Origin of the sequence: Chitinophaga pinensis (genome assembly GCF_007896845.1) — a bacterium.
Classification (GTDB): Bacteria; Bacteroidota; Bacteroidia; order Chitinophagales; family Chitinophagaceae; genus Chitinophaga; species Chitinophaga pinensis_C.
The window spans coordinates 181,797-207,702 of sequence record NZ_VOHS01000008.1 but is presented as its reverse complement, the minus strand read 5'-3'; the positions used below and the strand labels follow the sequence as shown (position 1 = coordinate 207,702).

20 protein-coding genes and 1 pseudogene are annotated in these 25,906 nt (G+C 44.8%); 10 read left to right on the top strand and 11 right to left on the bottom strand.

Going from position 1 to position 25,906, the window contains the following annotated elements; genetic code table 11:
• Positions 1–129 precede the first annotated feature (129 nt).
• Positions 130–1,071 carry a zinc dependent phospholipase C family protein gene (locus FEF09_RS11065; RefSeq protein WP_146305166.1) on the bottom strand — a complete coding sequence of 314 codons (942 nt, stop codon included), beginning with the start codon at positions 1,069–1,071 and terminating at the stop codon, positions 130–132.
• Positions 1,072–1,270: 199 nt separating this feature from the next.
• Positions 1,271–1,915 (bottom strand): DUF502 domain-containing protein, encoded by a 645-nt coding sequence (locus tag FEF09_RS11060; protein ID WP_146305165.1) that lies wholly within the window; start codon positions 1,913–1,915, stop codon positions 1,271–1,273.
• 734 nt (positions 1,916–2,649) lie between these two features.
• Between FEF09_RS11060 and FEF09_RS11055 the strand changes: the two genes are divergently transcribed.
• The 7 genes from FEF09_RS11055 (at position 2,650) to FEF09_RS32825 (ending at position 13,029) form a co-directional block, all read left to right on the top strand.
• Entirely contained in the window at positions 2,650–3,258 is a 609-nt protein-coding gene (locus tag FEF09_RS11055) for a TetR/AcrR family transcriptional regulator (protein WP_146305164.1), read from the top strand.
• 14 nt (positions 3,259–3,272) lie between these two features.
• The gene (locus FEF09_RS11050; protein WP_186774290.1) at positions 3,273–4,640 is read left to right on the top strand and encodes a TolC family protein; all 1,368 of its coding nucleotides are present in this window, start codon (positions 3,273–3,275) and stop codon (positions 4,638–4,640) included.
• A 35-nt stretch (positions 4,641–4,675) separates the two neighbouring features.
• Positions 4,676–5,782, top strand: coding sequence for an efflux RND transporter periplasmic adaptor subunit (locus tag FEF09_RS11045; RefSeq protein WP_146305162.1), 1,107 nt, complete (start codon positions 4,676–4,678; stop codon positions 5,780–5,782).
• A 17-nt stretch (positions 5,783–5,799) separates the two neighbouring features.
• Positions 5,800–9,375 carry an efflux RND transporter permease subunit gene (locus FEF09_RS11040; protein ID WP_146305161.1) on the top strand — a complete coding sequence of 1,192 codons (3,576 nt, stop codon included), beginning with the start codon at positions 5,800–5,802 and terminating at the stop codon, positions 9,373–9,375.
• 170 nt (positions 9,376–9,545) lie between these two features.
• Positions 9,546–10,331, top strand: a complete 786-nt coding sequence (locus tag FEF09_RS11035; RefSeq protein ID WP_146305160.1) for a TIGR00266 family protein — start codon at positions 9,546–9,548, stop codon at positions 10,329–10,331.
• 118 nt (positions 10,332–10,449) lie between these two features.
• Positions 10,450–11,715 (top strand): kynureninase, encoded by a 1,266-nt coding sequence (kynU, locus tag FEF09_RS11030; protein WP_146305159.1) that lies wholly within the window; start codon positions 10,450–10,452, stop codon positions 11,713–11,715.
• Between the two features lie 9 nt (positions 11,716–11,724).
• Positions 11,725–13,029, top strand: a complete 1,305-nt coding sequence (locus tag FEF09_RS32825) for a 2'-5' RNA ligase family protein (protein WP_261387413.1) — start codon at positions 11,725–11,727, stop codon at positions 13,027–13,029.
• A gap of 60 nt (positions 13,030–13,089) precedes the next feature.
• Here FEF09_RS32825 and FEF09_RS11015 read toward each other — a convergent pair whose 3' ends face one another.
• The 4 genes from FEF09_RS11015 to FEF09_RS11000 form a co-directional block, all read right to left on the bottom strand.
• Positions 13,090–14,082, bottom strand: coding sequence for a FecR family protein (locus tag FEF09_RS11015; protein ID WP_146305158.1), 993 nt, complete (start codon positions 14,080–14,082; stop codon positions 13,090–13,092).
• 3 nt (positions 14,083–14,085) lie between these two features.
• Complete coding sequence (locus tag FEF09_RS11010) at positions 14,086–14,757, bottom strand: RNA polymerase sigma factor (RefSeq protein WP_146305157.1); 672 nt, start codon at positions 14,755–14,757, stop codon at positions 14,086–14,088.
• 18 nt (positions 14,758–14,775) lie between these two features.
• Complete coding sequence (locus FEF09_RS11005) at positions 14,776–15,531, bottom strand: head GIN domain-containing protein (protein WP_146305156.1); 756 nt, start codon at positions 15,529–15,531, stop codon at positions 14,776–14,778.
• A gap of 147 nt (positions 15,532–15,678) precedes the next feature.
• Positions 15,679–15,996, bottom strand: coding sequence for a carboxypeptidase regulatory-like domain-containing protein (locus FEF09_RS11000; protein ID WP_146305155.1), 318 nt, complete (start codon positions 15,994–15,996; stop codon positions 15,679–15,681).
• Positions 15,997–16,337: 341 nt separating this feature from the next.
• Here FEF09_RS11000 and FEF09_RS10995 point away from each other — a divergent pair.
• A pseudogene (locus tag FEF09_RS10995) lies at positions 16,338–17,880 on the top strand (IS1182 family transposase).
• A 160-nt stretch (positions 17,881–18,040) separates the two neighbouring features.
• Here the strand turns inward: FEF09_RS10995 and FEF09_RS10990 are convergent.
• Positions 18,041–18,784, bottom strand: coding sequence for a Bax inhibitor-1/YccA family protein (locus FEF09_RS10990; protein WP_146305154.1), 744 nt, complete (start codon positions 18,782–18,784; stop codon positions 18,041–18,043).
• A gap of 450 nt (positions 18,785–19,234) precedes the next feature.
• On the opposite strand from FEF09_RS10990, the gene FEF09_RS10985 reads away from it, so the two are divergent.
• Both FEF09_RS10985 and FEF09_RS10980 read left to right on the top strand, forming a co-directional pair.
• Positions 19,235–21,088 carry a 2-oxoacid:acceptor oxidoreductase subunit alpha gene (locus tag FEF09_RS10985; protein ID WP_146305153.1) on the top strand — a complete coding sequence of 618 codons (1,854 nt, stop codon included), beginning with the start codon at positions 19,235–19,237 and terminating at the stop codon, positions 21,086–21,088.
• A 145-nt stretch (positions 21,089–21,233) separates the two neighbouring features.
• The gene (locus FEF09_RS10980) at positions 21,234–21,827 is read left to right on the top strand and encodes a DUF6134 family protein (RefSeq protein ID WP_146305152.1); all 594 of its coding nucleotides are present in this window, start codon (positions 21,234–21,236) and stop codon (positions 21,825–21,827) included.
• A 73-nt stretch (positions 21,828–21,900) separates the two neighbouring features.
• On the opposite strand, the gene FEF09_RS10975 is transcribed toward FEF09_RS10980, so the two are convergent.
• The 4 genes from FEF09_RS10975 to nth all read right to left on the bottom strand — a co-directional run bounded on the left by FEF09_RS10975 (position 21,901) and on the right by nth (position 25,888).
• Positions 21,901–23,091, bottom strand: a complete 1,191-nt coding sequence (locus tag FEF09_RS10975) for a Gfo/Idh/MocA family protein (RefSeq protein ID WP_146305151.1) — start codon at positions 23,089–23,091, stop codon at positions 21,901–21,903.
• 115 nt (positions 23,092–23,206) lie between these two features.
• On the bottom strand, positions 23,207–24,415 hold the full coding sequence (locus FEF09_RS10970; RefSeq protein ID WP_146305150.1) for a nucleoside permease: 1,209 nt from the start codon (positions 24,413–24,415) through the stop codon (positions 23,207–23,209).
• A 99-nt stretch (positions 24,416–24,514) separates the two neighbouring features.
• Positions 24,515–25,231: a YqjF family protein gene (locus FEF09_RS10965; protein ID WP_146305149.1), complete on the bottom strand. Its 717-nt coding sequence runs from the start codon at positions 25,229–25,231 to the stop codon at positions 24,515–24,517.
• 9 nt (positions 25,232–25,240) lie between these two features.
• A complete protein-coding gene (gene nth / locus FEF09_RS10960) occupies positions 25,241–25,888 on the bottom strand; it encodes an endonuclease III (protein WP_146305148.1) in 648 nt (215 codons plus the stop codon).
• Between the last annotated feature and the right edge of the window lie 18 nt (positions 25,889–25,906).

Below are 25,906 nucleotides of genomic sequence, written 5' to 3'. Positions count from 1 at the left end.
TCAGAGGAATGGAAAAAAAAGTATGGCATTTCACATTGTAGCTGAACGCGTGTAGGATAAGGCTAAAAAGATAGTACTAACAAAGATAATTTATATTTTTTTAAAATCGAAATTAATTGGAAGCCTGTTTTAAGCTTCCTGCCGGCCTATCATGCGTTCAGGTGTGGGATGAACGGGATCTTGTGTACTGATTCCTTTTTTCAGATTGTTCAGCACCGGCATGCCTGCGTTGACCCAGGCGGTGTACCAGTAGTTGGCTGTAGCTGAGATAGCTGCTCTCATTCTACGTTCTACCATGTCTCCTAATGCGCCATGATAGGCTTTTGTGTAAGCTGTTGCGTAATTTCTGATCAGTTTCCCGTTGCGTTTTTCATATGCAAATTTCCTGCCGGAGGAGAATTTTTCACTGACTATTTTTTCCTGCCGCAACACCGTATCCGCTGCTGCAGCGCTTTCCATCACTATCTGCCAGGTGTATGCATTAATATCTTTTATATAGCATGCTTTGCCTGTAAGGTATTGAAAGGTCTTGTCAGCCATCAATTCGGGGATGCGGGATTCCCACAGTCCGTGTATTCCCTGCTGCCCTGTGAGTTGTCCGTTGTGATTGGAACAGGCATGTAAGGGCACATGTGCATCTCCCGCGTAGTGGCCAATGTCAGCACTCAGCCGCATGATCTTATCAGCATCTTTGTCTTTGAATGCCTGCGTCAACCGGGATAATAACTGTGGAAGATACCATGGTAAAATGCCATACGTTTGCAATGTATCGGTTGTATATTGCAGCAGTGCTTCCTGCCATGATCTGGGAAGTGCCGTAAATGGTGCCTGTCCGTAATGATCTATGTCGATGTAGTGCCGTGGCCCTTCTTCAGGAATGATATATCTTCTTTTATCTGCATCTGTCGCATGTGTGGAGAGATATTCAATGTTAGGTTTATAGAATACCAGCATCTCCGGAGGCAGAGAAAATACCGCCAGACGGTTAATGCGCTCATGAGCGAAGAAACCCCATCCATAAACAGGAATAGTAATCAGGTGCAGGCAGAAGGCCAGAAAGATATGGTGCATAAGTGTGGTTGGTTAACAGACAATTGTAATATTAAGATAAATAATCAGTTCGTGGAAGGGGAGAGAAGAAGTAGTAATAATACTTTGATCTTTATTATCCTTCGTTCATCCTTCGTTCATGAACGAAGGATGAACGAAGGATAATAAAGATCAAAACGACATCAGAGCGATGTCAGCCTATATCTGTAAAAGAGAATAATCAGCGCGCCTCTTTCTTTTCGTGTTTCTCGTGTACTTCGATGTTCGTCACACCACCACTCACAGCAAATTTCATCGCTTCGCCGGCAGAGATATTAGTCAGCGGTTTTACCTTGCTGACAGGCACCATGAATACTTTACCGGTAATGGCATAAGCATGCGGTACGTATACCGCAGTATAGCCCTCCAGTCCAAAGTTAGAGACATCAGGTTGCGTAATAAAACCCATTTCCCATACGTCTTCTCCATATACCTGCACCAGCACCGGATGATCAAATTTCTTCTTCTCACCTACAAATGCATCAAACACATCTTTTACAGAGGTATAGATATATTTAATAAATGGTGTCCTTTCCAGCATGTGATCAAACAACGCAAAAATGCGGCTCACAATAAATGAGGAACTCAGATAACCCACCACTATCACGAGTAATAACACCAGCACAAATCCGACACCTTTGTAGCGCAGATATCTGAGCGGCGTTTCCAGCGGAAGGATTTCCTTAGGGATGATATTGTCAATAGTAACGAATACCCAGTACAAGGTCAGGGCAGTCACACCCATCGGAGCGAGTATCAGTAAACCCTGAAAGAAATACCTCAATATGCGGGCAGCCAGGACTTTAAGACGACTTTTAGGAGACATATAATTTAAATGCAAATACGTGAATGATCCGGGAATATCCTGGATGATGATATCTGACGGGTCAAAGTTACATCGTTTATTTTATCCCCGGGGATGTTATACCCGCACACAGTCCGGCAATAATGAGCATGATGCGAAAAGCAGCCGTATGCACTGAAATAACATGCTTATTACAATGAAGTCGTGACGGATAAGTAGAGTACCTGATGCCTCCTTAAGCTGAATATAAGGTGGACCTGATCAGTACCATCACCGGCATATGTGTTGACGCACAAGGGTATTGTAATGGAGTAATGATGGACAACAGGGGTACTTGATATCCTCTTTAGCCGGACTTGAGGTGGACTTGATCGGTACCATCACCAGCATATGTATTGACGCACAAGGGTGTTATAATGGAATAGAGGGGGACCTGCTGCCCGCTTAAGGCGGACATGAGGTGGACTTGATCCGGACTTCCCTCACAGCTGATCAGTTCCCCGAAAGGGCTTGATAAGGAGCATATAACAACATATTGAGCTTCCGGACCTTAAGATAACACTGTTATATACAGGATAAGTATATTAAAATTATTTGCGTTGGAAACTTTTGTAGTTTAAAAAGTTTCCATAGTTTTGTTCCAGCATCGCAAATCATTTAGAGACCACCAAAGAACTATGAAGCCGGAAGGTAGTGAATTAACCATCACTATAAGGATTTGCAGAAGATAATAAGAAACATACATACCGCACAAAATGGATATACAGGAACGTATTCTGGATACTGCATTCAGTTTGTTCTGTCAATTCGGAACACGCTCAATCACAATGGATGATATAGCCCAGCGAATGGGTGTATCCAAAAAGACCCTGTATGCTCACTTTGCAGATAAAGATGAACTGGTGATGCATGCCATTGCCCGGTATCTGCAACAATTGGATAAGGAATGTATTGAAAATCAGGAAAAAGCCGCGAACGCCATAGACGAACTATTCCTCGTCATGAAACAGCTGGATATGAGCTTCCGTAACATGAACCCGATCATCCTGTTCGATCTGCAAAAGTTCCATACGAAAGCCTACCAGGTATTTCAGGATTATAAGAATAATAATCTGCAGAAAACCGTCAGACAGAATTTAGAAAGAGGCGTGCGTGAAGGATTATATAGAAATGATTTTGATATCGAAATAATGACCCAGTACAGACTGGCGACTTCTATGCTATGTTTTCAGCCTGACATATTCCCCTACGGGAAATATGACATGAGCAAAGTACAGTGCATCCTGCTGGAACATTTCCTATACGGACTTGTTTCTCCGGAAGGGTATAAACGCGTGGAAGAGAATAAACTACAACTACAGTAAAACCAATGACCTTTATGCAACTTGACAAAAAGCACGCAGGTTTGACAGGACTCCTGCTGCTGATGATCTTCCACTGTGCGATGGCCCAGCAGCCCGCAAAGGCGCCGCTGCAGGAAACTATCTCACTGTCTGCACAACAGGCGGTAGATTATGCACTTGCCAATCAGGCTTCCGTACGCTCGGCTAAACTGGATGAACTGATCCAGCTGGCTAAGAATAAAGAAGTGAGCGGTATGGCATTGCCTACACTCGCCGGTTCAGGCACTTATCAGCATAACCCTATTGTACAGAAACAATTGATAGATGCGTCCAACTTTAGTGATTCTGTTCCCAAAGGTACATTGGTGCCTTTTGCGTTCGGCCTGAAGTTCAACGTAATCGGAGAAGTAACCCTGAAACAGGTACTGTTCGATCCAAGTGTACTCGTGGCTTTACAGGCGCGTGAAACGCTGGAACAACTGGCTTCTAAATCAGTAAAGAAATCAGAAGTAGATGTGAAAGTAGGTGTATATAAAGCCTATTATAACGTGCTCTCCGCCCGCAGAGGTCTGGAGATACTCGGCAATAACATCACGAATCTTGAGAAACTGCTGAACGAAACCAAAGAGACCTATAAAAATGGTCTGGTAGAAAAGCTGGACGTAGACAGATTGGTTGTACAACTGACCAACCTCCGTACTGAAGAAACAAAGCTCCGTAATGTAACCGAAGTGGGTCTCGCTGCACTTAAATATCAGATGGGAATGGCGATTCAGCAGCCGATTAAGCTGACAGATACGCTGTCAACTGCTGAGATCAGATCTGCAATCGCTTCAGAACAATTTGACTATTCACAGCGTATAGAATATCAGTTGCTCCAGACGCAGAAACAAGCATATGAATATGATCTGAAACGCTACAAATTCCAGAAACTGCCGACCCTGTCATTGTTTGGTACCGGTGGTATGAGCCGTGCAAGTGATCAGTTCAATTACTTCAACCGTGAAACATGGTATGGCTATGTGTCTTATGGTGTGAACCTGTCATTTACCATATTCAGTGGTATGCAGCGCAGACGTAAAGAAGATCAGGCCTTCCTTCAGGTGAAAAAAGCAGAACTGACATTGGAAAATACCAAACTGGGTATTGATATGGAGCAGGCGCAGTCTACTTCCAGTCTTCGGAATAATATCCTGACACTGGAAGCACAGGAAAGCAATATGAAACTGGCGGAAGAAGTATACAATACTACACAGATCAAATATCGTGAAGGTGTTGGTTCCAGTCTGGAAATGAGTACTGCTGAAAACGAATTGCTCACTGCACAGAATAACTACTTCACGGCGCTGTATAATGCAGCGGTAGCGAAAGTAGATTACCTGAAAGCATACGGAAAACTGTAAGCGAAAACTACAACTAACTATTAACTCTTTATTATATGTCCAAGATATATCGTCCCGCTCTGCTGATCCTTACACTCATGGCTGCCTGCAGCAGTCCTTCGCCGGAGGCGAAACTGGCAGAGCTTAAAAAACAGGAAGCTACTCTGAAACAGCAGATCGCTGAGCTGGAAAAACAAACGCAGAAAGGAGATACCACTGAACGTAAAAAGAAAGCTGTAATTGTTGCAGATGTGCAGGATACTGTATTTGAACATTACATCGATGTACAGGGTGCTGTGGATGCACGTGAGAATGTGAGCGTATCTGCCAAGATTCCCGGCATCGTTACTGCGATACATGTAAAAGAAGGACAGAGCGTAAGCAAAGGACAATCATTGGCACAGGTAGATGACCAGATCATGCGGGCGAATATGGCAGAGCTGCATACACAGCTGGATCTGGCTAATACTATGTTCCAGAAACAACAGAACCTTTGGAATCAGAAGATTGGTTCTGAAGTACAATATCTGAATGCAAAAACACAGAAAGAATCACTGGAAAGGAAAATGGCGACCCTGCAGGATCAGATGTCACAGGCAAGGATCATTTCTCCTATCAATGGTACTGTTGATGCAGTGATCGTTAAACTGGGTGACAATGCTGCGCCGGGCAGCCCTGCATTCCGCGTGGTGAATGGCAGTAATCTGCGTGTACTGGCAAATGTAGCAGAAGCTTATGCCAGCAAAGTGAAAACTGGCGATCAGGTAGTACTTGAATTCCCGGATATCGATAAGAATATCCGTACCAAAATCGGTTTCGCTTCAAAAGTAATTGATCCGACTAGTCGTACGATAAAATTAGAAGTGCCTTTGCAGAATGATCCTGAACTGCGTCCTAACATGATCGCAAGAATGAAGATCATCGATTACACAGCACCTAAAGCTATTGTAATACCGGTGAATATTATCCAGTACTCATTAGGTAAACCATATGTGATCGTTGCACAAAATCAAAGCGGTAAGATGGTGGCAAAAAGAAGAGAGATCGAAATGGGCCGCACCTATAATGATAAGGCAGAGATCAAAGGCGGACTGCAGACAGGTGACAAGATCGTAACTATCGGTTACCAGGGATTGAATGATAATGACCTTATCCAGCTTTAATACTCTAAAACTGGTTTATGCAAGACAACCTGAATAAAGAATTTAAACCTACCAGCTGGTCCATTGATAATAAGGTGAGCATTTATGTGGCTACCATTATCCTGGCCCTCGCAGGTATTATGTCCTACCAGAGCCTGCCGAAGGAACAGTTTCCGGAAGTAGTGTTTCCTCAGTTCTATATCAGCACCATTTACAGCGGTACTTCTCCAGAGGACATGGAGACGCTGGTGACGAAGCCTATAGAAAAACAATTGGGTGGTATTTCCGGTGTGAAGTCTATCAAGAGTACTTCCATGCAGGACTATTCTGCCATCACGATAGAATTTGATGCGAGTGAAAATATGGAAACCGCGCGGCAGGAAGTGCGTGAGAAAGTAGATGATGCGAAGAAAGATCTGCCAAACGACCTTACACAGGAACCACAGATCATCAAGATAGACGTATCGCAGATACCTATCATGAACGTGAACCTGTCAGGTGATTTTGATCTGCAATCACTGAAGAAGTATGCAGATGAAATGCAGGATCGTATCGAAGCATTGAATGAAATCACCCGCGTAGATATTGTCGGCGCACTGGAAAGAGAGATCCAGATAAATGTCGATAAATACAAAATGGACGCGGCGAAGATCACCTTTGATGATGTTGCAAATGCGATTGCCATGGAAAACCGTACCATCTCCGGAGGTCTGGTTTCTATGGACGGACAGAAGCGTACATTGAGTGTGAAAGGGGAATATAAAGATGCGAATAAAATACGCGACATCGTTGTGCGTGGTATGTCAGGCGCAACAGTATATCTGAAAGATGTAGCGGAAGTAGTAGATGGTTTTGAAGAACAGGAAAGCTATGCACGTCTGGATGGTAAGAACGTAATCACCCTTAATGTAATCAAGCAGAGTGGTAAGAACCTGATCGACGCGTCAGATAAGATCCGTGTGATCATTGATGAAATGAAAGCAGATTATCTGCCTGCAGGACTGGATGTAACCATTACTGCCGATCAGTCCAACTCTACCCGTGTAACACTGCATGATCTGATCAACACGATCATCATTGGCTTCCTGCTGGTGACATTGATCCTCATGTTCTTCATGGGTGCAGTGAACGCAATCTTCGTAGCATTGTCTGTACCGATCTCTATGTTCATTGCATTCCTGCTGATGCCGATGTACGATTTCACCCTCAATATGATGGTGTTGTTCTCATTCCTGCTGGCATTGGGTATTGTGGTGGATGATGCGATCGTGGTAATAGAAAACGTACACCGTATATTTTATGAAAGAAAAGATCTGGGTATTGTAAAGGCGGCAAAAGTAGCAGCAGGTGAGGTGTTTCTGCCGGTGTTCTCCGGTACATTAACAGTATTGGCGCCATTCTTCCCGCTGTTGTTCTGGCCTGGTATTATCGGTAGTTTCATGTTCTTCCTGCCAGTAACGTTGATCACTACACTCGGTGCATCATTGATCGTAGCATATATTATCAACCCGGTATTTGCGGTTGACTTTATGGATCGTCATGAAGGAGATAATCATCCTAAACCGACGTTTAATAAGAGTATGAAGATCCTCACTGCTGTGTTTGTGGTAGTAGCATTGCTCGCCTATGCAGCGGGCAGTAAAGGTGTGGGTAATTTCACTCTGTTTGCACTGGCGATGATCATGTTGGAAAGATTCTGGCTGGGTGGCGTAGCCCGTCGCTTCCAGACCAACACATGGCCGCGTGTGCAGGAACGTTATAGAAAGATCCTTAAATGGTGTCTTGTGGGATGGCGTCCGGTATGGATCCTGATCGGCACATTTGCATTGCTGGTATTCAGTATCATACTGACTGTTATTACCAGTCCGAAAGTGGTGTTCTTCCCGCAGGCAGATCCGAACTTCATCTATACATATATTGAATTACCGATGGGTACAGATCAGAAGTATACTGACTCGGTGACGCATATTATTGAAGGAAAGATTACGGCAGTAGTAGGTAAGAAAAATCCTATCGTAGAATCTATTATCTCTAACGTGGCGGTAGGAGCAGGTGATCCTTCCCAGATGGATATGAGTGTGCAGCCGCACAAGGGTAAGGTAACAGTAGCCTTCGTAGAGTTTGGTAAACGTGACGGACATTCCACTGTACAATACCTTGATAAAATCCGTAAGGCGGTAAGAGGTATTCCCGGTGTGGATATCACGGTAGAGCAGGAGCAGGGTGGTCCTCCGACAGGTAAGCCGATCAATATTGAGATTTCCGGTGATGAGTTTGAAGAGCTGACTGCTGCAGCTGATAAAATGAAACGTTATCTGGATAGTCTGGAGATAGGCGGTGTGGAAGAACTGAAATCAGACTTCCAGAGCAATAAACCTGAGATACTGGTAAACATTGACCGTGAAAGAGCGAACAGGGAAGGTATCAGTACGACGACTATTGGTATGGCATTACGTACGGCTCTGTACGGACAGGAAGCTTCCAAGTTCCGTGACCCGGAGGATGACTATAAGATTATGGTAAGATTCCGTGAAGATCAGCGTAACAACATCAATACCCTGATGAACCTGAATATTGTGTACCGTGATATGAATATGAACGGAACGATACGTCAGGTGCCGTTATCGGCGGTTGCCACAATTAAGTATTCTAACACATACGCAAGTATTAAACGTATTGATCAGAAGCGTGTTGTGACCTTATACTCAAATGTATTGACAGGTTATAATACGAATGAGGTGGTGCAGCAGATACAGACAGCGATACAGGATTTCCCTAAGACACCGGGTATCAGTGTGAAGATGACAGGTGAGCAGGAAGACCAGCAGGAGACTTCTAACTTCCTTGGTATGGCGATGCTGGGTGCTTTTGGTCTGATTCTGATGATCATGGTGACGCAGTTTAACTCTATTGGTCGTCCGCTGATCATTTTTATGGAAATATTATTTTCCATTATAGGGGTATTCCTCGGTTTTTCCATCTTTGGTATGGACATCTCTATTGTAATGACCGGTGTAGGTATTATGGCACTTGCTGGTATCGTTGTACGTAATGGTATCGTACTGGTAGAGTTTACTGACTTACTGGTACAGCAGAAGATGCCTGTATATGAAGCGGTGATTGAGGCGGGAAGAACCCGTATGACCCCGGTATTACTGACAGCAATTGCGGCCATTCTGGGTCTGATTCCACTGGCTGTAGGATTTAACATTGACTTTGCGGGGCTGTTCTCTTCCTTTGAGCCTCATATCTTCTTCGGAGGTGATAACGTGGCTTTCTGGGGACCTTTGGCCTGGACGATGGTATACGGACTGGTGTTTGCGACCTTCCTGACATTGATCCTCGTACCGGTAATGTATGCAATGAATAAACGTTCTATTGACGTACTGGACCGTTACGGACTGGCAAGAAGTCTGAAATATGTGCCTTTCCTTGTGCTGATATTGAAGCTGTTCCTGAAGAAAGAGGAAGTGCGGAAGATGCATGACCCGGCTTACATGTCACCAAAGCCATATCGTTTCTTCCCTGTTGGAGAAGACCATGAGGGCGAGGCGGAAGAAAATCATACAAATCATACACATCATCAAGATAAGAAGATGCATGAAAGAGTTTAGTTCACACTATACAGTGTAACAGTTGTAGGTTTAACAGGTACCGCTTCGTTTCCACGAGGCGGTTTCTTTTTTTATACCTTAACAAATTTTAACAATTGACTGAGGCAGCAATTGCTTACATTTGACGCACAAGAGCCATTCTTGTTAACCTGATTAATATATCAAACGCTATGCGACGCAACCATGAAATAGATTACCGTATCTATGGTGAAGAAATACAGATTGTCGAGATTGAGCTAGATCCGCAGGAGACTGCAATTGCTGAGAGCGGCAGTTTTATGATGATGGATCAGGATATTCAGATGCAAACAATGTTCGGGGATGGTTCACAAGCTAATCAGGGACTTTTTGGCAAACTCGTATCAGCAGGCAAGCGCATGCTGACCGGGGAGAGCCTTTTTATGACTGCTTTCACGAATGTGGGGCAGGGTAAGAAAAAGGTGAGTTTTGCTGCGCCTTATCCGGGTAAGATCATTCCGATGGATCTGCAGCGGATGGGTGGCAAGGTGATCTGTCAGAAGGATGCGTTCCTTTGTGCAGCGAAAGGTGTTAGTATTGGCATTGAATGGCAGCGGAAGCTTGGAACCGGCATTTTTGGCGGGGAAGGCTTTATCATGGAGAAGCTGGAAGGGGACGGAATGGCCTTTGTACACGCAGGGGGAATGGTCATCGAAAGAGAGCTTTTACCCGGTCAGGTGTTAAAAATAGACACTGGTTGTGTGGTAGCATATACTTCAGGAGTGCATTTTGACGTTGAATTTGTAAAAGGAATCAGGAATATGGTGTTTGGTGGTGAAGGATTATTCTTTGCCACATTAAGAGGTCCGGGTAAAGTATGGATACAGTCCTTACCGATCAGCAGAATGGCCGCAAGACTGGTGTCTTACGGTACAGGCAAGCGTAAGGAAGAAGGTAGTATCCTGGGTGGGCTTGGCAATTTACTGGACGGAGATTGATATTAAGACACGTTATAGTGATTCCGTTTGCCATAGAAGGCAGCAACAGTACTCATTTTTTTAAGTAGAGTACGGGTAATGACGGAATCAGGTTAAGAGAAACCTGGAATTTTGATTTATGTTTGAATTATCAAGGAGGTTTGCTGAAGAGCAAGACCAATCAGACCCATTAAAGACGTATAGAGAGCAATTTTATTTCCCGCAGAGAAATGGAAAAGATGCCATCTATTTTTGCGGAAATTCTCTGGGGTTACAGCCGAAGAACGTAAAACCGGCCATAGAACAGGAACTGAATGACTGGAAAAATCACGCGGTAGAAGGATACTGGAATGCAGAAAATCCTTGGCTTTATTATCAGCAATATTGTAGCAAACCACTCACAAAAATAGTTGGAGCCAGCCAGGAAGAGTTGACAGTGATGAATACGCTTACTGTAAATCTTCACCTGTTACTGATGAGTTTTTACCAACCGACGAAACAGCGCTTTAAGGTGCTGATGGAGGCGGGTGCTTTTCCAAGTGACCAGTATGCGCTGGAGACACAGGTGCGACTGCATGGCTTTGATCCGGCTGAAGCAATAATAGAAGTGGCCCCCCGGCCCGGTGAGCATTTGATCCGGGAGGAAGATATTTTTGAGATTATTGAGAAGGAAAGTAGTAGCTTAGCAATAATATTATTGGGGGGAATAAACTATTATACCGGCCAATTGTTTAATATGCAGTCCATTACGGAAGTAGCCCATAGAGTTGGGGCTGTAGTCGGGTTCGACCTGGCACACGTAGTAGGAAACGTACCTTTGAATTTGCATGACTGGGAAGTAGATTTTGCCGTTTGGTGCTCATATAAATATTTAAATGGAGGCCCCGGCGCTGTAGGTGGAGCATTTATACACGAGAAACACGCCCTCGATACTAACCGGCAAAGACTAGGTGGCTGGTGGGGCAATGAAGAAAGTACCCGTTTTAAAATGGAGAAGGGTTTTAAACCCAAAAACCGTGCAGAAGGCTGGCAAATAAGCACGGCACAGGTATTTAACATGGTAGCATTAAAAGCCTCACTGGAACTATTTGAGTCCGCCGGGATGGCAGCTTTAAGAGATAAGAGCATAAAACTCACCAATTATCTTGAATTCCTGTTAAAACATATAGAAAACATAAAATTTGAAATAATTACGCCAAAAAATTGTAAGGAACGCGGTGCTCAATTATCTTTGCTCTTTCATGAAAAAGGGAGAGAAATCCAACAAAAGATGACTGACGCCGGTATAATCGTCGACTGGCGGGAACCCGGAGTAATTCGTATTTCACCGGCGCCCTTATATAACTCATATGGAGACGTATTTCATTTTTATGAAATCATAGCTAATATTGATTCAAACGCTTAATTAAGTAAGATGACTTTTGAGAGAAACGAACGCCCCCGCAGGCCCTACTCTCCACCTGGTACAGAAAAAGACCAAGATCCCAATAAGGAGAGACCGGGCGGTTACTTCAAACCCGATTTTAATAACGAAAGGGAGGGCAGACCTAGAGAAGATAGGTCTTATAATTCTGATCGTGATAGCGGTGGTTACAACCGTGGAGATCGTGACGGCGGTGGTTACAACCGCGGGGATCGTGATGGCGGCGGCGGTGGATATCGCCCACGTGATAATGGTGGCTATGGCGACCGTGATGGCGGTGGTGGTGGCTACAACCGCGGTGGCGGTGGTGGTTATGATCGCGGCGGTGGCGGCGGTGGTTACGATCGCGGCGGTGGCGGCGGTGGTTACAATCGCGGCGGCGGCGGTGGTGGTTATGATCGCGGCGGTGGCGGCGGTGGTTACGATCGCGGCGGTGGCGGCGGTGGTTACAATCGCGGCGGCGGCGGTGGTGGTTACGATCGCGGCGGTGGCGGCGGTGGTTACGATCGCGGCGGTGGCGGCGGTGGTTACAATCGCGGCGGCGGCGGTGGTGGTTACGATCGCGGCGGTGGCGGCGGTGGTTACAATCGCGGCGGCGGCGGTGGTGGTTACGATCGCGGCGGTGGCGGCGGTGGTTACAATCGCGGCGGCGGTGGCGGAGGCTACAATCGCGGCGGTGGTGGCGGAGGCTTCAACCGTGGCGGTGGTGGTGGTATGCGTAAACCATTCCCACCAAAAGTGGACAACAAGATCTATTTTATCGCCTTACTCCCTACTGCTGAAGTAGGTAAGGAGATTATCAAAATAAAACAGGAATTTGCTGAGAAGTATGGTCCGATGTATGCGCTGAAAGTACTGCCGCATATCACGCTCCAGGTACCTTTCACAGCTGATCCTGCACTGGAAAAAGCTTTCTGTGATGAATTGGCTGAATTCGCCAAAACACAGGCTCCGTTCGAGGTATCCCTCGATGGTTACGGTACCTTCCCTAATAAGCAGAACCGCGTTCTGTTCATTAACGTAGAGAAGAGCGAAACTATGGGTGCCCTGCACAGACAGCTGATCAACTTCCTGCGTAAGGAATTTGGTTTCAGTACAATGCTGGCCCGTACCGGTTTCACTCCGCATGTAACAGTTGCTTTCAAAGACCTGGAAGATGCGCAGTTCGAAAAGGCATGGCCTGAATACGAAAACAAGGAATATAAAGCCACCTTTAAGGTGAATAACCTGTACTTCCTCCGTCATAACGGTAAATCCTGGGAAGTTTTGCAGAAATGCAAACTGGGAGGAGCCTGACAATAAAAAAGGTGGTCTGTCAAACAGACCACCTTTTTTTATTTATCACTAAGCATTGTTTTATTTGCCCAACCTGTACACACTTCCTTCTTTCGTCAGATTCACATTCGCACTTACAGCAATGGTATTTAACACTTCCTCTAACGGCTGACCCGGTGTTACCCTTGTTTTGATCCTATACTCCTGTACATTTTCATCTGCCACAATCTTCACATCATATAAGGCTTCTACTTTCCTGATCACATGGCTGATCGGCTCGTCATCGAATACCATGATATTATCCTTCCACGCGATGAAATCATGATTGGAAATCGCATCTTCCGCCAGCTGTTGATCCTTACCTACAGTCACTTTCCTGCCTTCTGTCAATACTACCTGTTTTGTTTGCTGCTCTTGTCCTGCAACCGATACTTTTCCACTTAGTACGAATACTTCTACTGGTTGTACGGTATACGCCTTTACATCGAAAGTAGTACCCAGTACCTGGGTTCTTGTTTGTGAGGTGTAGACTACAAAAGGATGCGCATCATCCTTTACCACATCAAAGAAAGCCTCGCCTTCCAGATGTATCGCTCTTTCTCCATCCTTGAAATTCTTTGCATAACGCAGCGTACTGTTGTTATTGATAAATGCTTTGGATCCATCAGGCAGCACAATGATATTGGTTTCATTCGCAGCTGTCTGCACAGTCATCTGCGCTGGTCCCTTCAACAGGAAATAAGCTGTTGCTGCGCCTCCAAGTAGTAATACAGCGGCAGCGGCACGGATAAATCCACGGTAACTGTTTACGTTTCTTACGATCGCCGTAGGCTGCGCTTGCGTACCGTGTTGCAGTTTGCGGCTGAAAGAAGCCCAGTTCGCATCAATATCCGGCATGATATCCTCATCGGCACTGCCGGTCAGATCCCATGTTTTACGCAATTCCTCATAATAGCGGCGGTTAGCGTCATTCTCCTCCAGCCAGCTTTGCAGGGTTGTCTGCTCAGCTTCACTCAGGCTGCTTTCCAGCGAGCGCACGATCAACGATTCTATATGGTCAAAGGTGTATGACATACATTAAAATTGTAAAAGTAAAGGATAAATAGCGCTGCCTGCCAGAAACAGGATCAATACCTGTAAATAATCCTGCAGGGATACCCGTAGTTTTTTAAGCGCTGTCATCATCTGGTTTTCGACGGTCTTTACAGATATATTCAGCGTAGTAGCAATCTCCCGGTAGGATAGTTCTTCATAACGACTGAGAATAAAGATCTCTCTGCATTTTTCAGGCAGTTTATCGATCGCCTGCTGTATATGCCGGGTGGTCTGGTGAAGACTCTGACCGGCAGGCGCAGCCTGTACAGGTTCCATATATTCCTCCATGGGCATATGTACACCTCTGCGTTTATTTTTATCAAGATAATCCAGTGCCATATTGATAGCTGCTCTCTGCAAATATGCTTTAAAGTATACCTGGTGCAGCTCTGTGCGCCTGTTCCAGATCTTAATGAACACATCCTGTGCAAGGTCTTCCGCTGTTGCATTGCTTTGTACAATACGGTAGATGGTCTTGCAGACAAATGAAAAGTAGGTCCTGAAGAGCGCTTCCATAAAGGCATCTTCATTCTCCATTAATAGTTGCTGTAGTTCTGCATTTTCCGGCATAGTGCAAAAATAGGTTTTGTCCTTATTCCTGCTCACAAAAGTGCTGGCAGTACCTGAAAATGCTGTTATGTAACCAGCCTGCATGTGTGACGCTTTCGGTATTTATAATTTGATAACTTTTCCTGATCCCTTTATGTCTGAATTTACGGTGGCGGGGCCTTTATACCTGACATCTCCGCTGCCACGTATGCTTACATCAAGGGAGTGTGATACGCTGAGAGTATGATTACCTGATCCTTTGACATAAAGATTGGCATCCTGACAGATCAGGTCCAGCCCGCTGATATCTCCGCTGCCATTGATCTCGCTATGGAAATTGGTGGCACTGCCAAACAACTGGATGTTACCGCTGCCATCTACCTCCGTTTCCAGTCTGTCGGTCACTATCCTGAAACGGGCATTGCCACTGCCGTCCATTTTATAGGAGAAACGGTCTGTTTTTATCGTATCAAGGCTTTCCACACTGCCGGCGCCTGAAAAAGACACCCCATAGTATCTGGTGGAATTCACATAGATATCAATATCTCTGGAGGTATGCAGCTTCACACCGCTTTTAATACGCAGATGCAATGTACTGCCACTGACATAGGTATCTATCGCCCGCATGACATTGTCATCTGCAGTTACTTCCACGGGGCCGTCGTTACCTTGTCTTAAATGTACACGGAAGGAGCCCTCAGCCGCTACGTCAGAAAAGGCAGGGACCTGTCTTGTTTCCGTGATAACAACGCCGGAACCGGATATTATTTCCTTGTTACAGGCTGTCAGCGCAATGCTGAAAAATGCAAGTAAAAGCAGCTCCCAGCCAGCGGAGCTCCATTTGCCGCAAAAAATGCTTTTATAGTTCAATGCTTTCATCTTTTTAGGGGACTTTGAACATTATAACGGCAAATGGAAGAAGTACCCCTAAACGGGCTGATTATGTACAAAAAAAAGAGCCGGCCATACGGACGTATGGAACCGGCTTTTTGATTAACCCCTATGAAAACCAACTATTGCTCTTGTTTATTGTTCTAATTTGATTTCGCCCAGGTCGGTCACTTTTCCTTCCTCTACTTTCACATCGCTCAGCGTCACATTTTTAAATGGTTGCTTCGCACTGATGATCACGGTGTAGTTACCAACTTTCGCGCCCTGTACATTGAATGTGCCGTCCAGCACATCAGCTTTGAGTGTGTCTGCACCATAAATGGCCCAGGCTGTGCTCGCTCCATCCAATGGTGTTACTTTACCTGTGATGGAACCTCCTTCCATATTGCGGAAAGAGAATGCTGCAATAGCTATAACTGCAAGGGCGAATATGCTTACTTGAACTTTGTTCATATTGTCAGATTTAAGGTTATACAAAAAAGTATGGCCTTGTGGTGTAAGCATATCTGCTGATGAAATCAATTAAAGAACTTCATATAGAAAAGATCAATTACCATGCCACCAGACCAGTTGCCGAAATATCAGGAGGGGTTTTAACATTCCTTTACAAAGGCTTTAACAATAGGGGATTAGGCCTTAACATAAACCTGTCAGAAGGTGTAAAATGGTCATGTCAATATGGAGAAGGTACACAACAAAATGGCGCATACTGCCAACAAAAGGGGCTGTCTCATAAATAAAAATGAGGCGGCCCTTTTTATATTGTTTTGAAAAGTAGATCGTAACTTAATGTTATGGCAAGAGGAAAAAGTCTTACGGTAACATTTAAAGCTACTCATCAGAATCAGCTGTCGCTAATTCCGCTCGATTTAAATGATATGGTGGCAGCCAATCATCCGGTAAGGATAGTGGCGGCCATTCTTGATAAAATCGATATTAGCAAGCTAATTGCCGAGTACAAGACAGGCGGAGCCAGTAGCTATCATCCCAAAGTATTACTAAAGATTTTGGTATATGCTTACATTAATAATATATAGCAGCCGCAAAATAGAAGAAGCAGTTAGTCAGAATATAAATTTCATGTGGTTGGCAGGTCTAAATAAGCCTGATCATAATACAATCAATAGGTTCCGGGGTAAGCGCTTGCAGCGGACGTTACGTCCCATTTTCAGCCAGGTAGTTGAATTGCTGTGCCAGGAAGGTCTTCTAAGTATAAAAGAGTTGTACACAGACGGGACTAAAATTGAAGCAAATGCGAACCGGTATACTTTTGTATGGGGCAATTCTATTAAATCAAACCGGGAAAAGATCAAAAAACAACTTTGCGAGCTTTGGGAATATGCTCAACAGGTGGCTGCATCAGAAATGGATGATACCGATCCGAGTGGGTTTGATAAAATTGATAGTGAAAAAATAACTGAGACTATTAATAAAATAAACGAAGCGTTAAAGGACAAAGACATTGACAAAAATATCCGCCAGAAACTCAGCTATGGTAAGAAGAACTGGCCTGCAGCGCTTGATAAATATGAGGGGCAAGAAAATCGGATAGGTTGCGGCCGTAGTAGCATGAGTAAAACAGATCCAGATGCGACATTTATGCGGCTCAAAGAAGACCATATGAAAAATGGCCAATTGAAACCAGCGTATAATGTTCAGGTAAGCACCAATAATCAGTACATTGTAAATTATAGCCTTCATCAACAAAGCACCGATACCAATACGCTAATCGCCCACCTGGAACAGCATATAAAGACCTACAAGGCAAAACCAACCAATATTACCGCGGATGCAGGTTATGGTAGTGAACAAAACTATCAATGGCTTGAATCTAAACAGATCACTGCTTATGTGAAACATAATCAGTTTGACAGACAGCAGCGCAAGCGAAAAAAGGAGAAAAATCCTTATTCATCTGATAAATTAGTTTACGACGAGAGCAACGACCAATATAAGTGTCCGAAAGGCAAACCGATGCATAATGTGGGCACCTACACCAAGCAAACAACAACAGGCTTTCTACAGACGATCACAAAATATGAAACAGAGAGTTGTAAGTATTGTAGGTTAAAAAAGTTATGCCATCAGGCAAAAGGTAACCGTGTGATTGAAATTAATCATAATCTAAAACGGCTAAAATCGAGGGCAGATAAGCGGTTGAAAACAAGACGGGGCATAGCTAAACGTAAACAGCGATGTTTTGATGTAGAATCTGTTTTTGGTAATATCAAACATAATCACCACTTCAGGAGATTTATGCTCCGTGGCATCGAAAAAGTCGAAATAGAGACTGGCTTATTAGCTCTAGCGCACAATCTTAGGAAGAAAATCGCCTAAGAAACCTAAAACTAAACTTCAAAATATCGATTATATACTTAAAATATCTTTTAAGTATATAATACACCGTATCGGCTGGTATAACAGTATAAAAACATAAAAGGGAACGTCTCAACTTATGAGACGCCCCCTTTTGTACTATCTATCTGTTATAAAGATTTTATCTTCTGTTCAGTTTGGCAAGCAGATTCAGAATTTCAAGATACAGCCAGACCAGGGTCAGCAGCATACCAAAAGAGGCCAGCCACTCAACATGTTTTGGAGCATGCTGTTGTGCACCTTTCTCGATGAAATCAAAATCAATACACAGGCGCAGGGACGCAACTCCAACTACAATGAGGGAAAAGATAATACCCATCGGGCTTCCTTCATGCAGAAATGGAATACGCACATTGAACATGCTCAGTATCCATGCTAATGCATAGAATATTGCGATACCGGCAACAGCAGTGAAAACGATCTGTTTGAACCTTTCCGTTACACGGATGATACGGGTTCTGTACAAGATCAGCATAGCGGCGAAAACACCAAAGGTGAGCCCTACTGCCTGGTATACAATACCATTATAGAGGTTGTGAAACAGCACGGAAAATACACCCAGTGTCAGGCCTTCCGCAATTGCGTAAGCCGGCGCAAGATACTGTGCCCACTCGTTCTTAAATATAATAATGATGGTGATGATAATACCAGCGATCATACCGCCATAAAGGAACGGAAGGGGATTCTGGTTTCTGCCGGGAACACCCCATGCATAAACTGCGGCAGCTACTACCAATGCTAATAAGAAGGCCATTTTGCCAATGGTGCCATTGATGGTCATGGTGCCTTCTGTACTTTGAGAACCTGCTTTTTGTAGTGTTTTGTCACTCAATATAGGGTTGCTGCCGGATCCAAATAATGCCATGATAAAAAGGTTTAGTCCCTACGAAATTACAATTTCAGCAAGAATTTCAGTCACTGATTACAGGGATTTATAATGTAAAAAACTAAGTATTTGTTGCACAACCTATATTTTTCAGGCAGTGAGCCCCCAATTTGAGAGGCGTAGGAATGAAAACAGTAACTGCATCATCAATTTCCCAAATACATAAACAATGAATGCAAAGCTACTATAGCTTTGCGGTCCGGATCAGGCAGACTGTAAACAGCGAAGGTGGTGTGTGGCTCGCATAATTACTTAAAGTTATGCGGCATAACATTAAACTATATAGCACTCTTCGGAAAAGTCTATCGACTTTGTGTACTTTTGTCATCCCTGACCTTGGCTGTCCGCTTTAATATATCGGAGGTTACTACCTGACGAATGATTAAATTTACAGCCTGAAAAACAAAGGATAGTTAAATAAGATATTCAATGTCAAATACTTCGGTTCAACAGATAGAAGATGTAGTGATAAAATTTGCTGGCGACAGTGGAGACGGTATGCAGTTGACTGGTACGCAGTTTTCCAATAATACCGCGTTGATCGGCAATGACCTGAGCACATTTCCGGATTTTCCGGCAGAAATACGCGCCCCGCAGGGAACCCTTGCTGGCGTGAGCGGCTTCCAGCTGCACTTTTCCTCTAACCGTATTTTCACCCCGGGTGACGCCTGTGATGTACTGGTGGCCATGAACGCAGCTGCGTTAAAAGCCAACCTGAAAAGCCTGAAAAAAGGTGGTATCATCATCGCTAATACAGATGGTTTTGATGCTAAAAACCTGCGTCTGGCCAACTATCCTGACGGCGTAAATCCATTGGAAGACGGTTCCCTGCAGTCTTATCAGCTGCACACCATGGACGTGACCAAAATGACCCGCGAGGCATTGAAAGAATCGAGCATGGGGATGAAGGAAAAAGACCGTGCAAAGAACATGTTTGTACTCGGTTTCCTTTATTGGTTGTACGACCGTAATATGGAGAGCACCGAGAACTTCCTGAATGAGAAATTTGGTAAGAAACCGGATATCCTCGATAGTAACCTGAAGGTCCTGCATGCAGGTTATAACTTCGCAGAAACAGTAGAAGCATTCAGCACCCGTTTCCGTGTAGAAAAAGCACGCATGGAGCCAGGTACCTACCGCAGCATCACTGGTAATACCGCCCTCGCTTACGGTCTGATCGCCGCAAGTCAGAAAGCTGATCTGCCATTGTTCCTGGGTACTTATCCTATCACACCGGCTTCTGATATCCTGCATGAACTGAGCCGTTATAAAAACTTTGGTATCCGTACTTTCCAGGCAGAAGATGAAATCGCTGGTATTACCTCCGCAATTGGCGCTTCTTATGGAGGCCATATGGGTGTTACCACTACTTCCGGTCCGGGTATGGCACTGAAAGGTGAAGCAATGGGTCTGGCAGTAATGTTGGAAATTCCACTGCTGATCGTCAATATCCAGCGCGGTGGTCCTTCAACCGGTCTGCCTACCAAAACAGAACAATCTGATCTCCTGCAGGCTTATTATGGCCGTAACGGGGAGTGTCCGATGCCGATTGTATCTGCGTCTACACCGTCAGACTGTTTCAGCGCAGTATTTGAAGCATTCCGCATTTCAATTGCACATATGACGCCGGTGATTTTCCTGAGCGATGGTTATATCGCAAATGGTGCTGAACCTTGGCGTTTCCCGCAGAGCAAAGATCTGCCTGCGATCCCTGTTACTTTCAAAAAAGGACTGGAAGATCACGAAGAGCAGTTCCTGCCTTATCACCGTGATGAAAATCTCGTACGTCCATGGGCAGTACCAGGTACACCTGGTCTGGAACACCGCATCGGTGGTCTGGAAAAACAGAACATTACCGGTAACGTGAGCTATGATCCTGAAAACCATCAGTTAATGGTGCGTATCCGTCAGGAGAAAGTAGACAAGATCGCTGATCATATTCCTCCACAGACCATCGAACTGGGACCTGAAAAAGGAAAGGTACTGGTACTGGGTTGGGGTTCTACCTACGGAGCTATTAAGAGTGCTGTATTGGAACTGCTGGCAGAAGGTCATGAAGTGGCACATGCACACATCAGATACCTGCGTCCGTTCCCTAAAAACCTTGCAGAAATACTGCATAGCTACGATAAAGTACTCATCCCTGAAATCAATAATGGTCAGCTGATCAAGATCATCCGTGAGCAGTTCCTGATTGATGCGGTTGGTTACAATAAAATAATGGGAGTACCTATTACTAAAGGAGAATTGGTAATCAAGATCAAAGAGATGTTGCAGCAGTAATGCAGTCATTCTTTCATGATAATTTATATAAAATCCTGCCTTTCGGGGCAGGATTTTTATTATATTTAATACTATATAACAAAACAGGCGACTGTACGTTTGCTATATAAGTAAGGATTACTACAACATAGCCAAAACCTTTATCATGAAAGGCGCCATCTGGTCTACACTGTTTATCTGCCTGTTTACGTTGAACAGTGCATTGTTACACGCCCAAACGCACAATTACGAAATACGTTTCAGTAATCACGTTATTGGTAACGTGACTGCACATTGTAAAGTAAACGGCGCATCCCGCAATATCTCTATCCAAAGTAAAGTGGACATGAAACTGCTGGCGAAATTTAATCTGGATATTTCCTGCGATTTCGATAATAACATTCTTGTACGTTCCAAAGTGATTAAAAGCTCGGGAAAAGAAGGGGATGACAAGACTATTATTACGCAGCGGGAAGCGAAAAATTATTCAGTGGTACTGAATGGTCAGAAGTCTGTACTTAACACGGCGGAGATTATTCATTCTGTAGGTGAAATGTATTTCATTGAACCTCGTCAGATCACAAAGATCTTTTCTGAGACTTTAGGCATCTTTCTGACGCTTAACTCACTCGGTAATGGATTGTATGAACTGTTACTGCCGGAGGGCAAAAAAAACGTCTATAAATACGAAAAAGGGACTCTGGTACAGGTGGAGGTATCACAAACACTGGGTAAGGCGTATATTATCAGGGTAAGCTGATGGTTTTAAACAACAATGTGATAAGATACAACATAAAAAAAGGGACTTCTCAGAAGTCCCTTTTTCATTTAAATTATATTGTACGTTCGATGATCTGACCACTCTTCTTCTCTTTCAGGATGAGTTTCTTCGCACCGAAGTGTGTCATCTCTTCTTTTACTAAATAATGATCAGCATCATAGTCTACTAGCGTCTGTGGTTTTGTCAGGCCGGTCTGACCACGCCAGATATCCAGCTTTACAGGTTCCCACTGTTTGCTTGCGGCACTGCGGTAAGCAGCATCCAGTACGGCATTTACAACATATCCGTCATAGAATGTTTCCTGTGCCGGCCGGTTATTTTCAATTGCGTTGAACATATCGGCAAACATGTGGTTATATCCCAGTTCATTCAGTTCATCTCCCACAGGGAATAACCAGCCGCTGTTGCTTTCTGCTTTTTCTGCTACATAGTCAGCACCTTTACCGGTGGTGAACATGTCAAAGCCTGTACGCAGGAAGCTATTCAGCCAGATGGTACCTTCCGTACCCATTACTTCATCACGGAGATCAAGTCCGCCACGGAATGTCCAGCTTACTTCAAACTGACCGATAGCGCCGTTTTCGTATTTCACCAGACCAATGGCATGGTCTTCTGCATCAATGGGTTTAACCTGTGTGTCAGCCCAGCACATTACTTCCACCGGTTTGATATCTTTTCCGATGAAGCTGCGGGCGATTTCTACGCAATGGCATCCGAGGTCGAGTATACAACCACCACCTGCCTGTTCTTTATCCCAGAACCATTCGCTGTGCGGGCCAGGGTGTGTTTCTCTGGACTTAGCCCAAAGGATACGTCCTAATGCGCCGCTTTTTACACTTTCCAGTGCTTTCAGGAATTTCGGTGTGTATACGAGGTCTTCGAGATAGCCGTTGAAGATACCGGCTGCTTCTACCATTTCCAGCATACGTTTCGCTTCTTCTGCATTGCGGCCCAGAGGCTTGGTACAGATCACGCCTTTCTTGTGTTTACAACAGAGTGCTACAGCTGCTTCGTGCAGGTTATTAGGAAGGGAGATACAAACCACATTCACATCCGGATGTGCAATGGATGCTTCCATATCCGTAGTCCAGTGAGCGACATTGTAGTCTTCTGCAAATTTCTTCGCACTCTCTTCTCTGCGCGAATAAATACTGACAATCTTGTCCCGGCTTCTCTGTCCCTGTAAGGAGTCTGCATAGAAGCGGCCAATAAAGCCGGAACCTAACATGGAAATACGTTGCATAATTATCTGATTGAATTAAGTGATAACGATAGGGCTGAAATAAAAACTCCGCAGTAAAACACCAGGTTGACATAGGTAGTTCACTGCGGAGTGTGATATGTTGGAACAGTACGTATTACGCCTGTTTAGCTTCAGATTTTTCGCGGAACAGCAGCAGGAACAACAGCATTACTACCAGTGCGATACCAGCAGGGATCAGCCAGATGCTGGTCCAGTTGTGCCCACCTTCTGCTGTTTTGAAAGCGCTTACGATAGGAGCAGAGATCAGGAAGCCGATCATCATACCCACACCATAAGTAGCCAGCGTCACCATACCCTGTGCAGCGTTTTTGAAACGCTCGCCTGCCAGCTGGTCGGTGTAGATCTGACCGGTTACGAAGAAGAAGTCGTAACAGATACCATGCAGTACGATACCGCCAATCAGCATCCAGTAATTGGCATCTACGTTACCATATGCAAACAGCACATAACGCAGTACCCATGACAACATCGCCAGACCAAGCATTTTCTTCACACCCAGACGTTTGAAGAACAGCGGCATGATCATGATGAAGATGAATTCAGAAGCCTGACCCAGTGCCTGTTTACCTGCGGCAGCTTTCATACCGATCTCGTTCAGGAATGGGTTGGTAAAATTATAGTAGAAGGCCAGCGGAATACAGATCGCTACAGAAGACAGGAAGAACATCAGATAAGATTTGTTCTTCAGCAGTCGGATAGCATCCAGACCGAGTATTTCGCCGACAGATATTTTCTGTCCTTTTTTAGCAGGAGGCGTGTTAGGCAGGAAGAAGCTATAGATACCCAGCAGCGCAGATGCAGCAGCAGCCATTTTGAAGGTGCCCGGTAACATACCTTTTTCTTCCCAGGCCAGATAACCGATGGTGATACCAGCTACGATCCAGCCGGCAGTACCGAAGCCACGGATCACAGGAAAGTCTTTACTGGAATCCTGCATCTGTCCGAATGATACGGAGTTCACCAGTGCCAGTGTAGGCATGAACAGTACCATGTAGGTCAGGATCAACGGGAAAAAGGTATCAAAGTTGGTAGCGCCTGCGCAGAACCAGAGCAGGATAGCGCCCGCGATATGGATAACTCCCAGAATGATCTGTGCAGGGAAATAACGGTCAGCAATAATACCCACGATGAACGGAGCAATTACGGCGCCGATAGATTGGGTCAGATAGGCAAGACTTACCTCGGTTTCGCCTGCTGCCAGGTTTTTAAAAATGAAAGTTCCCATAGTAACGAACCAGGCTCCCCAAATGAAGAACTCCAGGAACATCATGAACGATAGTTGAAAGCGAGTACCTAATTTCATAACGATTTTTAGACTTTATGCGCTGTGATAAAACATTAACGGCAAAAGATAAGTAAAATATAAACGAAATTCCAAATTAGTAGTACAGATGGTTATGATTTACAGCAATTTTTTCGGCATGACGCTGATATCGGAGCCTTCCGCCAGTAGTGCAGATACCGGCGCCTGCTGTAACATGGGTACGAAAGCGGGACCATATAAGGTTGCCGTGTCACAGCGGTAGCTGTAATCAATAATCCGGTGTGTACGCCATTGTGGGTGGCTGACCTGATATTCTCCGGTACGTGCAGCCGCCATCTGCGTATATCCCCAGTAATGATCTGTAATAAACTCTGCTTCGCTGCCGGGTGTAATAGGGAGGGCTTCCTTTTCGGCGGTGGCTTTTACAAAATTCCAATCCTGTTTTACTTTCCATTCGTAACTGACCTGCAACAGGTTATCAGGTGTATGCAGCCATTGGTGGCGCATCGGATGTGTCGCGTATTTCTCTTTGTAGACGGTATTGGCTACAAAAGTGATCATATGTTTGGGTACGATCTCTTTTACGAATACGACGCCTCTTTTCCATATACCTGCTTCTTGATAGCGTACATAGAAACGAAGGTTGACCTCTTCAAAATGGCGATGGAAGGGGAGGGAAAGTCCTTTTACGCGGGTATTCTGAAACAGGAAACCTACCAGACTGACATATAGTGTATTGTTCCAGGTATCCAGTTCGGTATTATAAGGCACAAGTGATTGCAACACAGCGGGATCCGCCTCAAAATTGATCATGAGGAGGTTACGCCAGGCTGCCGTCAGAAAGGGTTTTCCCATAATAGTCAATTAGTTACCCCGGACGAGGGAGTGGTAGTATTTACATACGGGTCTGAGTCCGCACTCTTCACATTTCGGAGAGCGGGCCACGCAGATATACCGGCCATGCAGGATCAGCCAATGATGGGCGATGTGCACTTTTTCCGTGGGAATATATTTAAGTAATTGTTTTTCTGTCTGCAGGGGAGTGGTGGCATTGGTTGTCAGACCGATACGGGCGGACACGCGGAAAACGTGTGTGTCAACGGCCATATTGGGTTGCTGGTGTACCACGGAGGTAATGACATTGGCCGTTTTACGTCCGACACCGGGTAGTTTAACCAGTTGCTCAACGGTAGCAGGGATTTCTCCGCTAAAGTCTTCCACGACCATCTGGGCCATACCGATGAGGTGTTTGGTCTTATTGTTCGGATAGCTGATACTGCGGATCAGGGGAAACAGGTCATCAAATGTGGCGTGGCTGAGCGCCTCCACATCCGGGTAAGCCTGAAAGATAGCGGGGGTGGTCATATTGACACGTTTGTCGGTACATTGTGCCGACAATATCACCGCTACCAGCAGTTGATAAGGATTGTCGTAAATGAGTTCTGTCTCCGCGTTGGGAGCCTGTTCTTCGAAATACTTGAGTACGAAGGCAAAGCGCTCTTTCTTTGTCATATCTGTAAAGATAGGGCA

Coding starts and splice junctions, on each gene's coding strand:
- FEF09_RS11065 (WP_146305166.1), bottom strand. CDS start 1,071: ATGCACCATATCTTTCTGGCCTTCTGCCTGCACCTGATTACTATTCCT.
- FEF09_RS11060 (WP_146305165.1), bottom strand. CDS start 1,915: ATGTCTCCTAAAAGTCGTCTTAAAGTCCTGGCTGCCCGCATATTGAGG.
- FEF09_RS11055 (WP_146305164.1), top strand. CDS start 2,650: ATGGATATACAGGAACGTATTCTGGATACTGCATTCAGTTTGTTCTGT.
- FEF09_RS11050 (WP_186774290.1), top strand. CDS start 3,273: ATGCAACTTGACAAAAAGCACGCAGGTTTGACAGGACTCCTGCTGCTG.
- FEF09_RS11045 (WP_146305162.1), top strand. CDS start 4,676: ATGTCCAAGATATATCGTCCCGCTCTGCTGATCCTTACACTCATGGCT.
- FEF09_RS11040 (WP_146305161.1), top strand. CDS start 5,800: ATGCAAGACAACCTGAATAAAGAATTTAAACCTACCAGCTGGTCCATT.
- FEF09_RS11035 (WP_146305160.1), top strand. CDS start 9,546: ATGCGACGCAACCATGAAATAGATTACCGTATCTATGGTGAAGAAATA.
- kynU (WP_146305159.1), top strand. CDS start 10,450: ATGTTTGAATTATCAAGGAGGTTTGCTGAAGAGCAAGACCAATCAGAC.
- FEF09_RS32825 (WP_261387413.1), top strand. CDS start 11,725: ATGACTTTTGAGAGAAACGAACGCCCCCGCAGGCCCTACTCTCCACCT.
- FEF09_RS11015 (WP_146305158.1), bottom strand. CDS start 14,082: ATGTCATACACCTTTGACCATATAGAATCGTTGATCGTGCGCTCGCTG.
- FEF09_RS11010 (WP_146305157.1), bottom strand. CDS start 14,757: ATGCAGGCTGGTTACATAACAGCATTTTCAGGTACTGCCAGCACTTTT.
- FEF09_RS11005 (WP_146305156.1), bottom strand. CDS start 15,531: ATGAAAGCATTGAACTATAAAAGCATTTTTTGCGGCAAATGGAGCTCC.
- FEF09_RS11000 (WP_146305155.1), bottom strand. CDS start 15,996: ATGAACAAAGTTCAAGTAAGCATATTCGCCCTTGCAGTTATAGCTATT.
- FEF09_RS10990 (WP_146305154.1), bottom strand. CDS start 18,784: ATGGCATTATTTGGATCCGGCAGCAACCCTATATTGAGTGACAAAACA.
- FEF09_RS10985 (WP_146305153.1), top strand. CDS start 19,235: ATGTCAAATACTTCGGTTCAACAGATAGAAGATGTAGTGATAAAATTT.
- FEF09_RS10980 (WP_146305152.1), top strand. CDS start 21,234: ATGAAAGGCGCCATCTGGTCTACACTGTTTATCTGCCTGTTTACGTTG.
- FEF09_RS10975 (WP_146305151.1), bottom strand. CDS start 23,091: ATGCAACGTATTTCCATGTTAGGTTCCGGCTTTATTGGCCGCTTCTAT.
- FEF09_RS10970 (WP_146305150.1), bottom strand. CDS start 24,415: ATGAAATTAGGTACTCGCTTTCAACTATCGTTCATGATGTTCCTGGAG.
- FEF09_RS10965 (WP_146305149.1), bottom strand. CDS start 25,231: ATGGGAAAACCCTTTCTGACGGCAGCCTGGCGTAACCTCCTCATGATC.
- nth (WP_146305148.1), bottom strand. CDS start 25,888: ATGACAAAGAAAGAGCGCTTTGCCTTCGTACTCAAGTATTTCGAAGAA.